The organism is Pseudomonas sp. LBUM1646 (genome assembly GCF_059716165.1).
In genome coordinates, this window is sequence record NZ_CP166810.1 from 675,951 (window position 1) to 689,666 (window position 13,716).

Annotated in this window: 11 protein-coding genes; 8 read left to right on the forward strand and 3 right to left on the reverse strand. The window is 59.0% G+C overall.

Annotated features, from left to right (window positions below):
- Nucleotides 1-79: 79 nt before the first annotated feature.
- The 3 genes from nadE to ACA071_RS02940 all read right to left on the reverse strand — a co-directional run bounded on the left by nadE (nucleotide 80) and on the right by ACA071_RS02940 (nucleotide 3,282).
- A complete protein-coding gene (gene nadE / locus ACA071_RS02930; protein ID WP_497643053.1) occupies nucleotides 80-907 on the reverse strand; it encodes an NAD(+) synthase in 828 nt (275 codons plus the stop codon).
- Between the two features lie 4 nt (nucleotides 908-911).
- Entirely contained in the window at nucleotides 912-2,135 is a 1,224-nt protein-coding gene (gene pncB, locus ACA071_RS02935) for a nicotinate phosphoribosyltransferase (RefSeq protein ID WP_497643054.1), read from the reverse strand.
- 238 nt (nucleotides 2,136-2,373) lie between these two features.
- Complete coding sequence (locus ACA071_RS02940) at nucleotides 2,374-3,282, reverse strand: LysR family transcriptional regulator (protein ID WP_497643055.1); 909 nt, start codon at nucleotides 3,280-3,282, stop codon at nucleotides 2,374-2,376.
- A 185-nt stretch (nucleotides 3,283-3,467) separates the two neighbouring features.
- Between ACA071_RS02940 and amaB the strand changes: the two genes are divergently transcribed.
- From amaB to ACA071_RS02980, 8 genes are all read left to right on the forward strand, one after another.
- Nucleotides 3,468-4,958, forward strand: coding sequence for an L-piperidine-6-carboxylate dehydrogenase (amaB, locus tag ACA071_RS02945; protein ID WP_133839412.1), 1,491 nt, complete (start codon nucleotides 3,468-3,470; stop codon nucleotides 4,956-4,958).
- A 163-nt stretch (nucleotides 4,959-5,121) separates the two neighbouring features.
- Entirely contained in the window at nucleotides 5,122-6,405 is a 1,284-nt protein-coding gene (gene amaA / locus ACA071_RS02950; protein ID WP_497643056.1) for an L-pipecolate oxidase, read from the forward strand.
- 363 nt (nucleotides 6,406-6,768) lie between these two features.
- Nucleotides 6,769-7,902, forward strand: coding sequence for an ABC transporter substrate-binding protein (locus ACA071_RS02955; protein ID WP_497643057.1), 1,134 nt, complete (start codon nucleotides 6,769-6,771; stop codon nucleotides 7,900-7,902).
- Nucleotides 7,903-8,072: 170 nt separating this feature from the next.
- Nucleotides 8,073-8,987, forward strand: coding sequence for an ABC transporter permease subunit (locus ACA071_RS02960; RefSeq protein ID WP_497643058.1), 915 nt, complete (start codon nucleotides 8,073-8,075; stop codon nucleotides 8,985-8,987).
- A gap of 3 nt (nucleotides 8,988-8,990) precedes the next feature.
- Nucleotides 8,991-10,274, forward strand: coding sequence for a high-affinity branched-chain amino acid ABC transporter permease LivM (gene livM, locus ACA071_RS02965; protein WP_497643059.1), 1,284 nt, complete (start codon nucleotides 8,991-8,993; stop codon nucleotides 10,272-10,274).
- Nucleotides 10,271-11,146 carry an ATP-binding cassette domain-containing protein gene (locus tag ACA071_RS02970; protein WP_133839408.1) on the forward strand — a complete coding sequence of 292 codons (876 nt, stop codon included), beginning with the start codon at nucleotides 10,271-10,273 and terminating at the stop codon, nucleotides 11,144-11,146. Before livM ends, ACA071_RS02970 begins: the two co-directional genes overlap by 4 nt.
- Complete coding sequence (locus ACA071_RS02975) at nucleotides 11,143-11,859, forward strand: ABC transporter ATP-binding protein (protein ID WP_017336283.1); 717 nt, start codon at nucleotides 11,143-11,145, stop codon at nucleotides 11,857-11,859. Before ACA071_RS02970 ends, ACA071_RS02975 begins: the two co-directional genes overlap by 4 nt.
- A gap of 1,012 nt (nucleotides 11,860-12,871) precedes the next feature.
- Nucleotides 12,872-13,642: an SDR family oxidoreductase gene (locus ACA071_RS02980; RefSeq protein WP_497643060.1), complete on the forward strand. Its 771-nt coding sequence runs from the start codon at nucleotides 12,872-12,874 to the stop codon at nucleotides 13,640-13,642.
- Nucleotides 13,643-13,716 lie beyond the last annotated feature (74 nt).

Here is a 13,716-nt window from a genome sequence, read left to right on the forward strand (position 1 = left end):
TTAAAAAGCAAGATCAAAAGATCGCAGCCTCGTTTCACTCGACAGCTCCTACAGTCCTACAAGCTCCTCCGGGAAGGACTCAAGGCGCAAACGGCATCATCCGCTTGTGATGTGTCTTCTTGTACGTATCACAAATGATCTTGAACGCTTCCTCCCGCACCGGCTCGCCGTGCAGGAACGCATCAATCTCGGTATACGTCACGCCATGAGACGCTTCGTCCGGTTTACCCGGCGACAGGTCTTCGAGATCGGCAGTCGGGATTTTCTCCACCAGCGATTCCGGCGCACCGAAGCTACGAGCAATCGCCCGGACCTGATTTTTCACCAGACCGCTCAACGGTGCCAGGTCGCAGGCGCCATCACCGAACTTGGTGAAGAAACCCATCACCGCTTCCGCTGCGTGGTCAGTACCGATCACCAGGCCATGGGCCGCGCCGGCGATGGTGTACTGGGCGACCATGCGCATCCGCGCCTTGGTGTTGCCCAACACGAAATCCACCGAAACGGCGTGCTTGCCTTCGAAGGCCGCGACTTCACTGGCCAGGGATTTGACCGCGGGGCCGATGTTTACGGTGTGGCGCTCGTCCGGGGCGATGAAGTCCACCGAGGCCTGGGCGTCGTGTTCATCGAACTGCGTTTCGTACGGCAGGCGCACGGCGATGAACTTGTAGGCGGCCTCGCCGGTACGCTCGCGTAATTCGCGCATGGCGCGCTGGGCCAGCAGGCCGGCCGTCAGGGAATCGACGCCGCCACTGATGCCCAGCACCAGGGTCTTGAGCCCGGAATTGAGCAGGCAATCCTGGATAAAGGTAATCCGCCGGGCGACTTCAGCCTCGAGGGCGGCCTGGTCGGCGAACGGCGGCTGGACCTTGAGCTGTTCAGCAATCTCACGCTGTTCGGCTTGCATGAATTCACTCCTTGCTGGAAATGCTGGATAGGGCAGGGACTTTGAAAACGTGTCGCAAATAGGCGACGAAATTCGGGTCTTTGCAGTGAGTCTTGCCAGGCTCGTCGGAGATCTTCGCCACCGGTTGGCCGTTGCAGGCGGTCATTTTAAGCACGATGCTCATCGGTTCAACACCCGGAATGTCACAGGTCAGGTTGGTGCCGATGCCGAAACTGACATTGATCCGACCGCGCAACGCACGGAATATTTCCAGGGACTTGGGCAGCGTCAGGCTGTCGGAGAACACCAGTGTCTTGCTCATCGGGTCGATGCCGAGCTTGTGGTAGTGGGCGATGGATTTTTCCGCCCAGAGCACCGGATCCCCGGAGTCGTGGCGCAAGCCGTCGAAGAGCTTGGCGAAATACAGGTCGAAATCACCGAGGAAGGCATCGGTGGTGATGCAGTCGGTCAGGGCGATCCCCAACAAACCGCGATATTCGCGGACCCAGCAATCGAGGGCGGCAATCTGGCTGTCGATCAACCGTGGGCCGAGTTGCTGATGGGCCATGATCCACTCATGGGCCATGGTGCCCAGGGGCTTCATATCCAGTTCGCGGGACAGGTGCACGTTGCTGGTGCCGACGAAACGTCCGGGGAAATCGTGCTTGAGCACGTTCACCACTTCTTCCTGCACCCGGTAGGAAAAACGCCGGCGTGTGCCGAAATCAGCGACCTGCAACTCCGACAATTCGTCGCTGCTGGCGTTGGCGGTCAGCCAGTCGAACTTGCGATAGAGCTGCTCACGTGCCTGCTCCAGCACGACCTCGCGGTAGCGATAGCGGTTACGCACTTCGCTGACAATCGCCAGCATCGGCACTTCGAACAGAATCACATGCAGCCACGGCCCGCGCAGACGGATGAACAGTTCACCGTTTTCGATGCCGGTATGGACATAACGCAGATTGAAGCGGAACAACCCGAGAAAGCGCAGGAAGTCCGGCTTCATGAAGCTAATGCGCTCCAGGAAACTCAACTGATCGGCACTCAGGCTCAACTCGGCCAGGCGCTCGATCTGGTAACGGATCTCCGCCAGGTACGGGCGCAAATCCTCACTGTTACGGCAACGAAACTCCCATTCGACTTCGACGTTAGGGTAGTTGTGCAGCACCGCCTGCATCATCGTCAGTTTGTAGAAGTCGGTGTCGAGCAGGTTCTGCACGATGCGATCGCCGAATACGCTCTCGCTCATAAGGGAATCTCCAGGCTGGCCGCGGCCCGTGGTCGCGACGTTTCAGCTGTTTCAATGAATGGGGGTAGTGGCGCATATCCGTGGCCGTGATTGCCAGCGATTTTTACTTTAGAGCGAATTGCTTTTGTAGGAGCTGTCGAGTGAAACGAGGCTGCGATCTTTTGATTTTGCTTTTTTAAAGGTCAAAGATCGCAGCCTCGTTTCACTCGACAGCTCCTACCAGCTCCTACAGGGGCGGCTATTCGATCAGCGTGGGATTGTCGATCTGCTCCAACATCCACTTCACAAAATCCCGCACCTTAGGCACTTCCGCCGAATGCTCCGGATACGCCAGGTAATACGCGTCGCTGCTGGGCATCGCATGTTTCCACGGAATAACCAGTTTTCCGTCGGCCAACTCCTCTTCCACCAGAAACCGCGGCAGCAAGGCCACGCCGCAGCCAACTTGTGCTGCGCGGATGCACATATAAAAGGTTTCGAAGCGCGGGCCGTGATAGCTGTGTTCGGTGTGGTAGCCCTGGCTGTCGAACCAGTCGTGCCAGGCTTGGGGCCGGGAGGCGTTTTGCAGCAGGACCAGGTCGGCGAGTTGCGTCGGGTCGGTGAATGGCGTGTCCGGCAGGCTGCCCGGTGCGCAGACCGGCACGAGTTCTTCGCCAAACAGCTTCAGGCTTTCGGTGCCGGGCCGCGAGCCTTGGCCGAAGTAGAACGCCAGGTCGCTGCGGCCCTGCAGCAGGTCGTCGGCTTCTTGTTCACTGCACAGATCGAGGTGAATCGACGGATGGCGCAGGCGCCAGCCTTTCAGGCGTGGCACCAGCCAGCGTGCGCCGAAGGTGGGCGGCGTGGAGACGCGCAAGACTTCGGTGTCACCGCCGTAGGAACGCAGGTAATGGGTCGACATCTCCACCTGGGTGAGGATTTTTCGCACTTCCACCAAGTACAAATCGCCAGCCGGGGTCATTTGCAGGCGTCGGCGCACCCGCCGGAACAGCAGGTGCTGCAGCAATTCTTCGAGTTGCGCGACCTGTTTGCTGACGGCGCTCTGGGTCAGGTTCAGCTCTTCGGCGGCCCGGGTGAAACTCAAATGCCGGGTCACGGCCTCGAAACACTGCAGGGCGGTGATCGACGGCAAGTAGCGTTTATTCAGCATGGGTGGTCCTTTTTCTTGTTGCTCTATGCTTTTCTTTTACCGGCTGATGCGAAGCATGAATAAACGGAATGATATCTCGCTTAATGGTCGTTTGTTGGCTCGTCTCAGTGGCGCTACAACTACAGGCCTGATCAGCCGTGATTTTCCGGCTGCACGATTTCTGTTTTCTGCTTGAGGAGTGACCCATGGTTGCCGCATTGCTTGATCGTCTTGGTGTGAACCCGGCCCTGTACCAGAACGGCAAAGTGCCGGTGCATTCGCCGATCGATGGCAGCCAGATTGCTGCCGTGAACTGGGAAGGCGCTGCCGAAGTCGAGCAACACATCAGTCGCGCAGATCATGCGTTCGAGTTGTGGCGCAAGGTCCCGGCACCGCGCCGTGGCGAACTGGTGCGCCAACTGGGCGACATCCTGCGTGAATATAAAGCTGATCTTGGTGAGCTGGTTTCCTGGGAAGCCGGCAAGATCACCCAGGAAGGCCTGGGCGAAGTTCAGGAAATGATCGACATCTGCGACTTCGCCGTCGGTCTGTCCCGCCAACTGTACGGTTTGACCATCGCTTCCGAGCGTCCTGGCCACCATATGCGCGAAACCTGGCACCCGCTGGGCGTTGTCGGCGTGATCAGCGCGTTCAACTTCCCGGTCGCCGTTTGGGCCTGGAACACCGCGCTGGCGCTGGTCTGCGGCAACCCGGTGATCTGGAAACCGTCGGAAAAAACCCCGCTGACCGCGCTGGCCTGCCAGGCGCTGTTCGACCGCGTCCTGAAGAACTTCAGCGACGCACCTCCGCACCTGAGCCAAGTGATCATCGGCGGCCGCGATGCCGGCGAAGCGCTGGTCGATGACCCGCGTGTTGCGCTGATCAGCGCTACCGGCAGCACCCGCATGGGCCGCGAAGTGGCGCCGAAAATCGCCGCACGCTTCGCCCGCAGCATTCTGGAACTGGGCGGCAACAACGCGATGATCCTCGGCCCAAGTGCCGACCTGGACATGGCCGTTCGCGCGATCCTGTTCAGCGCCGTCGGCACTGCCGGTCAGCGTTGTACCACTCTGCGTCGCTTGATTGCCCACGAATCGGTGAAAGAAGAAATCGTCACCCGCCTGAAGGCGGCGTACGCCAAGGTCCGTATCGGCAACCCGCTGGAAGGCAACCTGATCGGCCCGCTGATCGACAAAAACAGCTTCGAAAACATGCAGGAAGCGCTGGAACAAGCCTTGAGCGAAGGCGGCCGGGTGTTTGGCGGCAAGCGTCAGCTGGAAGATAAATTCCCCAATGCCTACTACGTTTCGCCGGCCATCGTTGAGATGCCGGAGCAAAGCGACGTGGTGTGCAGCGAAACCTTCGCGCCGATCCTCTACGTGGTCGGTTACACCGATTTCAACGAAGCGATGCGCCTGAACAACGCCGTGCCACAAGGCCTGTCTTCGTGCATCTTCACCACCGACGTGCGTGAAGCCGAGCAGTTTATGTCGGACGTGGGCAGCGACTGCGGCATCGCCAACGTCAACATCGGCCCGAGCGGCGCGGAAATCGGCGGGGCGTTTGGTGGCGAAAAGGAAACCGGCGGTGGTCGTGAGTCGGGCTCCGATGCATGGCGCGCCTACATGCGTCGCCAGACCAACACCGTGAACTATTCGCTGGAGTTGCCGTTGGCTCAGGGTATTACGTTCGACTGATGGGCTACGGAGCTTTTTGTTGATCGTTCCCACGCGCAGCAAAGGAATGCCTCAATGGACGCTCCGCGTCCGCTTTTGGGACGCAGAGCGTCCCGGGCTGCATTCCCACGCAGAGCGTGGGAACGATCAGGTGTGTGGTTAGGTTTCTGATTGGAGTCTGGCAATGCCGTTACGCGAAGAGTGTCTGTGGGAAAAACTGACGCCGCAACGACCTGATAACGCGGCGCTCAAGGGCGAAGTAACGGTCGATGTCTGTGTCATCGGCGCCGGTTTTACCGGGCTGTCGGCGGCGGTGCATTTGTTGGAAGCAGGTAAAAGCGTCTGCGTGCTGGAAGCGCATCGTGCCGGTCACGGCGGGTCCGGGCGCAACGTCGGGCTGGTCAACGCCGGGATGTGGATTCCGCCGGACGAGATCGAAGCCGGGTTTGGCGAAGCGGTGGGCAGTCAGCTCAATCGCATGCTTGGCGCGGCACCGTCCCTGGTGTTCAGCCTTGTGGATAAGTACAGCATCGATTGCCAGTTGCGCCGCGAAGGCACGTTGCACATGGCGCACAACGCCCGTGGCGAAGCCGATTTGCGCAGTCGTGAAGAACAATGGAAGCGCCGCGGGGCGCCGGTCGAGCTGTTGACCGGCCAGGCCTGCGAACAAGCGACCGGCACCAAAAAAATCGCCGCCGCGCTGCTTGATCGACGTGCAGGCACGATCAACCCGATGGCTTATACCACCGGGCTGGCCAAAGCGGCCATCAACCTCGGCGGTCAGCTGTTCGATCATTCGCCTGTTACTCGACTCGAACGTCAAGGCCAGCGCTGGTCGGTACAAACCGCCCAAGGTTCGGTACTTGCCGATCAGGTAGTGATCGCCTCCAACGCCTACACCGAAGGCGACTGGACAGAACTGCGGCGTAATTTCTTCCCCGGCTATTACTATCAAGTGGCTTCCGTGCCGCTGACCGAAGACGCTGCGCAACAGATTCTGCCCGGCGGCCAGGGTTCCTGGGATACCCGGCAAGTATTGAGCAGCATCCGTCGCGACAAGGACGGGCGCTTGTTGCTCGGCAGCCTCGGCAACGGCAATCAAAAACCGACCTGGTTCTTGAAAGCCTGGGCCGATCGCGTTCAGCAGCATTACTTTCCGTACCTCAAACCGGTTGAATGGGAATGCACCTGGACCGGTTGCATCGCCTTTACCCCTGATCACCTGATGCGCCTGTTCGAACCGGCGCCCGGAATAGTGGCAGTCACTGGTTACAACGGCCGGGGCGTCACCACTGGCACAGTCGTCGGCAAAGCCTTTGCCGACTATTTGTGTAACGGAAATCCTCAAGCGCTACCGATTCCGTTCGCACCGATGCAGCCCTTGGCGGGTGTCGGCTTGCGCAGCTGCCTATATGAGGCTGGTTTTTCGCTGTATCACGCAGGCCAGTGCTTGCGGATCGTCATTTGATTGTTGAATTTTGTTGCTGGAAGCGGCGCTTTTTCGCGCAGCGACTAGCCTGTAGTGGTGCGGGTTGTAGCAGTTGCGCACCACGAGTGTGCACTTCGGTGACGCAGGCTGTTACAGGCTGGTTGCACGTCGTTTGGCGCCGCGGTTGCAATGATGGCGCGTGCGGGTTGCGCCTTTTAAAATAAATGGTTTCACCTCCCGCGGTTTAGACGGTTGCACGCCCAATGAAAATGGGATCGAAACAGTCGAAATAACAATAAAGCAGCGACTTTTTTCAGAATAAAAAACCGATGGCACGGCCCTTGCTCTGAGCAATCAGAGAAGTCGCAGTGCCAACTAAAAAAAACCTTGGAGCACCACCTCATGTCCCAGACGTTTTACAAGAAAGGCTTTCTGGCCCTCGCAGTGGCAACTGCGTTGGGTGTTTCTGCGTTTGCACAGGCTGATGTGAAAATCGGTGTGGCAGGTCCAATGACTGGCGCCAACGCGGCATTTGGCGAGCAGTACATGAAGGGTGCACAGGCAGCAGCCGATGCCATCAACGCATCGGGCGGCGTCAACGGGGAAAAAATCGTACTGGTCAAGGGCGATGACGCCTGCGAACCGAAGCAGGCTGTGACGGTCGCCAAGGACCTGACCAACCAGAAAGTCGCTGGCGTCGTCGGCCACTTCTGCTCCTCGTCGACCATCCCGGCCTCCGAGATCTACGACGAAGCGGGCATCATCGCGATCACTCCAGGTTCCACCAACCCACAAGTCACCGAACGCGGCCTGAGCGCCATGTTCCGTATGTGCGGGCGTGACGACCAGCAAGGCATCGTGGCCGGCGACTACATCGTCGACGTGCTCAAAGGCAAAAAAGTTGCCGTGCTGCACGACAAAGACACCTACGGCCAAGGCCTGGCAGATGCCACCAAGGCTCAGTTGGTCAAGCGCGGCGTAACGCCAGTGCTGTACGAAGGCCTGACCCGCGGCGAGAAAGACTTCAGCGCCGTGGTCACCAAGATCCGCGCGGCCGGTGCCGACGTGGTCTACTTCGGTGGCCTGCACCCGGAAGCCGGTCCACTGGTTAAACAACTGCGTACCGAAGGCCTGAAAGACGTGAAATTCATGTCCGATGACGGCATCGTGACCGACGAACTGGTGACCACCGCTGGTGGCCCGCAATACGTCGACGGCGTGCTGATGACCTTCGGCGCCGACCCGCGCCTGCTGCCAGACAGTAAGACTGTGGTAGACGCTTTCCGCAAAGCCGGCACCGAGCCTGAAGGCTACACCCTGTACGCCTACGCTTCGGTCCAGACCCTGGCTGCTGCCTTCAACGGCTCCAAGTCCAACAGTGGCGAAAAAGCTGCCGAGTGGCTGAAGAAAAACACGGTCAAGACCGTTATGGGCGAGAAGACCTGGGACGCCAAGGGCGACCTGAAAGTCTCCGACTACGTGGTTTACCAGTGGGACAAGGACGGCAAATACCACCAGCTGGAAAAACAGAAGTGATATGAACGACTGATTGCCCGGCGCCTTGTGCGCCGGGCAATCTTAGAACATGTCCGTGCAGTACCTGTCTTTTCTCGTAGAGCTGCACACAACCGTGTTGCACTGGCGGCTGAACCCCGGTCCGTTGCAACCCGCTTCTGTGCAGTCTCTCAAGTGCGTGAGATTGCGTTATGGATGGTATTTTCCTGCAGCAACTGGTCAACGGCCTGACCCTCGGGTCGGTCTATGGCCTGATCGCCATCGGCTACACAATGGTCTATGGCATCATCGGCATGATCAACTTCGCCCACGGCGAGGTTTACATGATTTCCGCTTACCTCGCGGCAATCAGTCTGGCTCTGCTGGCTTACTTCGGTATTGAATCCTTCCCGCTGCTGATGCTCGGCACACTGGTCTTCACCATCATCGTCACGGCGGTGTATGGCTGGGTCATCGAGCGTGTCGCCTACAAACCGCTGCGTAACTCCACACGACTGGCACCGCTGATCAGCGCCATCGGTATTTCCCTGATCCTGCAAAACTATGCACAGATCGCCCAAGGTGCTCGGCAACAGGGTGTGCCAACACTCTTGACCGGTGCATGGCGCGTGGATGTCGGCACTGGCTTCGTCCAGCTGACCTACACCAAAATCTTCATTCTGGTCGCAGCGTTCGCCGGGATGGCCCTGCTGACCTATGTCATCAAGTACACCAAGCTCGGCCGCATGTGCCGCGCCACCCAGCAAGACCGCAAGATGGCCTCGATCCTGGGGATCAACACCGACCGCGTGATCTCCTACGTGTTCATCATCGGTGCAGCGATGGCGGCCCTCGCCGGCGTGCTGATCACCATGAACTACGGCACGTTCGACTTCTACGCAGGCTTCGTCATCGGCATCAAGGCGTTCACCGCCGCGGTACTCGGCGGGATCGGCTCGCTGCCTGGCGCGATGCTCGGCGGGATCATCCTCGGGATCTCCGAGTCGCTGTTCTCGGGTCTGGTGAATTCGGACTACAAAGACGTATTCAGCTTCTCGCTGCTCGTTCTCGTTCTGGTCTTTCGGCCCCAAGGCCTGCTCGGCCGTCCTCTTGTGTCGAAGGTGTAAGCGATGTCTTCAACCACTAAAAAAACCATTGATCTCAAAAGAAGCCTGGTTGACGCGATTCTTGCCGGCCTCGTTGCCCTGATTGTGTTCGGCCCGATTGTCGGCGTGGTCCTCGACGGCTACGGCTTCAACCTGCAACCGACCCGTGTGGCGTGGATTGTCGCCATCGTCATGGCTGGCCGCTTTGCCCTGAGCCTGTTCCTGCAAACCCCCAAGGGCCTGAAAATCCTCGAAGGTTTTGAAAGCACCGGTTCCGGGGTTCATGTACTGCCGCCCGATTACAAAACCCGTTTGCGCTGGATCGTCCCGCTGGTGATTGTTATCGCCGTGGTGTTTCCGTTCTTCTCCAACTCCTACCTGCTGGGCGTGGTCATCCTTGGGTTGATCTACGTGTTGCTGGGTCTGGGCTTGAACATCGTGGTCGGCCTGGCTGGCCTGCTCGACTTGGGTTACGTGGCGTTCTACGCCATCGGTGCCTACGGTTTGGCACTCGGTTATCAATACCTGGGGCTGGGTTTCTGGACGGTGCTGCCGCTGGCGGCGATCACGGCTGGCCTGGCCGGGTGCATCCTCGGTTTCCCGGTATTGCGTTTGCACGGTGACTACCTGGCGATCGTGACCCTGGGCTTCGGTGAAATCATCCGTTTGATCCTCAACAACTGGCTGTCCCTGACCGGTGGCCCGAATGGCATGGCGGCACCGCTGCCAACCTTCTTTGGCCTGGAGTTCGGCAAACGAGCGAAGGACGGCGGGGTGCCGTTCCATGAGTTCTTCGGCATCGCCTACAACCCGGACGTGAAGTATTACTTCATCTATGCGGTGTTGTTCCTGGTGGTACTGGCCGTGCTGTACATCAAGCACCGTCTGGTCAAAATGCCGGTCGGCCGCGCCTGGGAAGCCTTGCGTGAAGACGAAATCGCCTGCCGCTCGATGGGCCTGAACCACGTACTGGTCAAGCTCTCGGCGTTCACCATCGGTGCATCGACCGCCGGTTTGGCCGGGGTGTTCTTTGCTACCTATCAAGGCTTCGTCAACCCGACCTCGTTTACCTTCTTTGAATCGGCATTGATCCTCGCCATCGTCGTGCTCGGCGGCATGGGCTCGACCATCGGCGTGGTCATCGCAGCCTTCGTGCTGACCGTCGCCCCGGAACTGCTGCGTGGCTTCGCGGAATACCGCGTGCTGCTGTTCGGCATCCTGATGGTGTTGATGATGATCTGGCGACCGCGCGGCCTGATTCGGATCAGCCGTACCGGTGTGACCCCTCGTAAAGGAGTAGCGCCATGAGCGAAGTCGTACTCTCGGTCGAGAAGCTGATGATGCACTTCGGCGGCATCAAGGCGTTGAGCGATGTCAGCCTCAAGGTGCACCGCAACTCGATCTTCGCCCTGATCGGCCCCAACGGTGCCGGCAAGACCACCGTGTTCAACTGCCTGACCGGGTTCTACAAGGCCTCCGGCGGCAAGATCGAACTCAGTGTGCGGGGCGAGCAGACCAACGTTATCCAGTTGTTGGGCGAGTCCTTCAAACCGGTGGATTTCGTTTCGCCGAAATCCTTCCTCAGTCGGCTGTACTACAAGATGTTTGGCGGCACCCACTTGGTGAACCGTGCCGGTCTGGCGCGGACCTTCCAGAACATTCGCTTGTTCAAGGAAATGTCGGTGCTGGAAAACCTGCTGGTGGCCCAGCACATGTGGGTCAACCGCAACATGCTGGCCGGCATCCTCAACACCAAGGGTTACCGCAAGGCTGAGAGCGATGCGCTGGACCATGCGTTCTACTGGCTGGAAGTGGTGGACTTGGTGGACTGCGCCAACCGTCTGGCCGGCGAGCTGTCCTACGGGCAGCAACGCCGTCTGGAAATCGCCCGGGCCATGTGTACGCGGCCGCAGATCATCTGCCTCGACGAACCAGCCGCCGGCCTCAACCCTCAGGAAACCGAAGCGCTGAGCGCAATGATCCGGCTGCTGCGTGACGAGCACGATCTGACCGTGGTGCTGATCGAACACGACATGGGCATGGTCATGAGCATTTCCGACCACATTGTGGTGCTGGACCACGGCATCGTCATCGCCGAGGGCGGACCGGATGCCATTCGCAACGACCCGAAAGTGATTGCGGCCTACCTGGGCGCTGATGAAGAGGAAGTGGTGCTATGAGCCAACCCATCCTCGAATTGAAGGATCTGGATGTGTTCTACGGGCCGATTCAGGCCCTTAAGAAAGTCTCGCTGCACATCAATGAAGGTGAAACCGTCAGCCTGATCGGCTCCAACGGCGCCGGCAAGTCGACCCTGCTGATGTCGATCTTCGGCCAGCCACGGGCCGCTGACGGGCAGATCATCTATCAGGGTGTGGACATCACCCACAAATCGTCGCACTACATCGCGTCCCACGGCATCGCGCAATCGCCGGAAGGGCGGCGGGTGTTCCCTGACATGACAGTCGAGGAAAACCTGCTGATGGGCACCATCCCGATTGGCGACAAGTACGCCAAGGAAGACATGCAGCGCATGTTCGAGCTGTTTCCGCGGCTTGAAGAGCGGCGGACCCAGCGGGCCATGACCATGTCCGGCGGCGAGCAGCAGATGCTCGCTATCGCTCGCGCGCTGATGAGCCGGCCGAAACTGCTGCTGCTCGATGAGCCAAGCCTGGGGCTGGCGCCGATCGTGGTGAAACAGATCTTCGCGACCCTGCGAGAACTGGCGAAAACCGGTATGACGATCTTCCTGGTCGAGCAGAACGCCAACCACGCGCTCAAACTGTCGGACCGGGCGTATGTGATGGTCAACGGCGAGATTCGCATCACAGGCACCGGCAAGGAGCTGCTGGTGAACGAGGAGGTGCGTAACGCTTATCTCGGTGGGCACTAAGCCTACGAGCCCATAAAAAACGCCCTGACGAACTCCACGTCAGGGCGTTTTTTTATGCCTGCAAAAAATCCCGTAGAAGCTGCGTAGGAGCTGTCGAGTGAAACGAGGCTGCGATCTTTTGATCTTGCTTTTAAAACGCAAAATCAAAAGATCGCAGCCTTCGGCAGCTCCTACACAGGGCCAGTTCATGAGGCAAATGGAAATTGTGGAAAACAATATTCACAAGCTCTCAAACCGCGACATAAAGCCGCTGCAAATAGTTGTTTTGTCACGGTTTTGACTTGTCCCCGTTTACTGTGGAGCTGGCTGTGAATAACGTGGGAGTAGCTGGCTGAGAACCTTTAAAACCGTGGCTTGCAGGCTTGTGGTTGTTTTTTGATCAGACGTTTTTTCCGAACCATGAGCCGTCGTTGTCAACCTTTTTGTTGTGGGTCAAAAGCGCCGAATTCAAGGTGCGCCTGCCTGTGGATAAGTCTGTGGTTAAACTCTGGAAAGACTCGGCTGAGGGCCGTAGTTACTGGCTTGGCGCCATCGCCGTCTTGCACGGTCAATCGTGCAAAATGCCATGGGCTACACGGCGAGCCCCCAAGGGTCAAGCAAAAAACTTTCTGTTCTGCTCGCAAAGCCATATACACAGCGGCTTCCAGCTTTTGCACTTGCCCCCAAAGACTGTGGACCGGCCTGTGGATAACGTGCGTGCACATGGCTGCAAGCCACGGCGGACAAGGCGTCGCATCGGTTGATCATTTTTCATCCACATGCACGGTCTTTGTAGCAGCTGGCGAAGCCTGCGTTCGGCTGCGCAGCAGTCGTAATCCATACGACGCCACTTTCACTGTTTGCCCCCCGATGGGCGACTGCTGCGCAGCCGAACGCAGGCTTCGCCAGCTGCTACAAGGATCGGTTGTGTTCGGTTGGGGAGTGCTAGTTGCCGGTAAGCGCCGGGGCGGGCATGCTGGCTGCTGATTTTCTATTCCCATGGCTGTCGTTCAGCCGAAGCAAGGAGAACACGATGTCCAACACCCTGTTTATCACCGGCGCGACTTCCGGTTTTGGCGAAGCCTGTGCCCGTCGTTTTGCCGAGGCTGGCTGGAAACTGGTGCTGACGGGCCGTCGTGAAGAGCGCCTCAACGCCCTGTGCACCGAGTTGTCGAAGCAGACTGAGGTCCATGGCCTGGTGCTCGACGTGCGGGATCGCAAGGCCATGGAGGAGGCGATTGCCAACCTGCCGCCATCCTTCGCCAAGCTGCGCGGGCTGATCAACAACGCTGGCCTGGCCCTGGGCGTGGACCCGGCGCCCAAGTGTGACCTGGACGACTGGGACACCATGGTCGATACCAACATCAAAGGCCTGATGTACAGCACTCGCCTGTTGCTGCCGCGCCTGATCGCCCACGGCCGTGGCGCCGGTATCGTCAACCTCGGCTCCATCGCCGGCAACTACCCGTACCCGGGCAGCCACGTGTATGGCGCGAGCAAGGCGTTCGTCAAACAGTTCTCCCTGAACCTGCGCTGCGACCTGCAAGGCACTGGCGTGCGTGTCAGCAACATCGAGCCAGGCCTGTGCGAAAGCGAGTTTTCCCTGGTGCGATTTGCTGGGGATCAGGAGCGCTACAACGCCACCTACGCCGGTGCCGAGCCGATTCAGCCGCAGGACATCGCCGACACCATTTTCTGGGTGCTGAATGCGCCTGCGCACATCAACATCAATAGTCTGGAATTGATGCCGGTGAGCCAGACTTGGGCTGGATTTTCCATTGAACGCAATGGTGGCAAGGCGTAAGACCGGGCGAACGGCTGTTCGCGGGCAAGCCTCGCTCCTTCAAGTCATGCGTCGTTAGAAACGCGACCTGAATC

What these genes read in the sequence shown, in the direction of transcription:
- ACA071_RS02960 (WP_497643058.1), top strand. Translation starts at nt 8,073, where the DNA reads ATGGATGGTATTTTCCTGCAGCAACTGGTCAACGGCCTGACCCTCGGG.
- livM (WP_497643059.1), top strand. Translation starts at nt 8,991, where the DNA reads ATGTCTTCAACCACTAAAAAAACCATTGATCTCAAAAGAAGCCTGGTT.
- amaB (WP_133839412.1), top strand. Translation starts at nt 3,468, where the DNA reads ATGGTTGCCGCATTGCTTGATCGTCTTGGTGTGAACCCGGCCCTGTAC.
- amaA (WP_497643056.1), top strand. Translation starts at nt 5,122, where the DNA reads ATGCCGTTACGCGAAGAGTGTCTGTGGGAAAAACTGACGCCGCAACGA.
- ACA071_RS02975 (WP_017336283.1), top strand. Translation starts at nt 11,143, where the DNA reads ATGAGCCAACCCATCCTCGAATTGAAGGATCTGGATGTGTTCTACGGG.
- ACA071_RS02970 (WP_133839408.1), top strand. Translation starts at nt 10,271, where the DNA reads ATGAGCGAAGTCGTACTCTCGGTCGAGAAGCTGATGATGCACTTCGGC.
- ACA071_RS02955 (WP_497643057.1), top strand. Translation starts at nt 6,769, where the DNA reads ATGTCCCAGACGTTTTACAAGAAAGGCTTTCTGGCCCTCGCAGTGGCA.
- ACA071_RS02980 (WP_497643060.1), top strand. Translation starts at nt 12,872, where the DNA reads ATGTCCAACACCCTGTTTATCACCGGCGCGACTTCCGGTTTTGGCGAA.
- ACA071_RS02940 (WP_497643055.1), bottom strand. Translation starts at nt 3,282, where the DNA reads ATGCTGAATAAACGCTACTTGCCGTCGATCACCGCCCTGCAGTGTTTC.
- nadE (WP_497643053.1), bottom strand. Translation starts at nt 907, where the DNA reads ATGCAAGCCGAACAGCGTGAGATTGCTGAACAGCTCAAGGTCCAGCCG.
- pncB (WP_497643054.1), bottom strand. Translation starts at nt 2,135, where the DNA reads ATGAGCGAGAGCGTATTCGGCGATCGCATCGTGCAGAACCTGCTCGAC.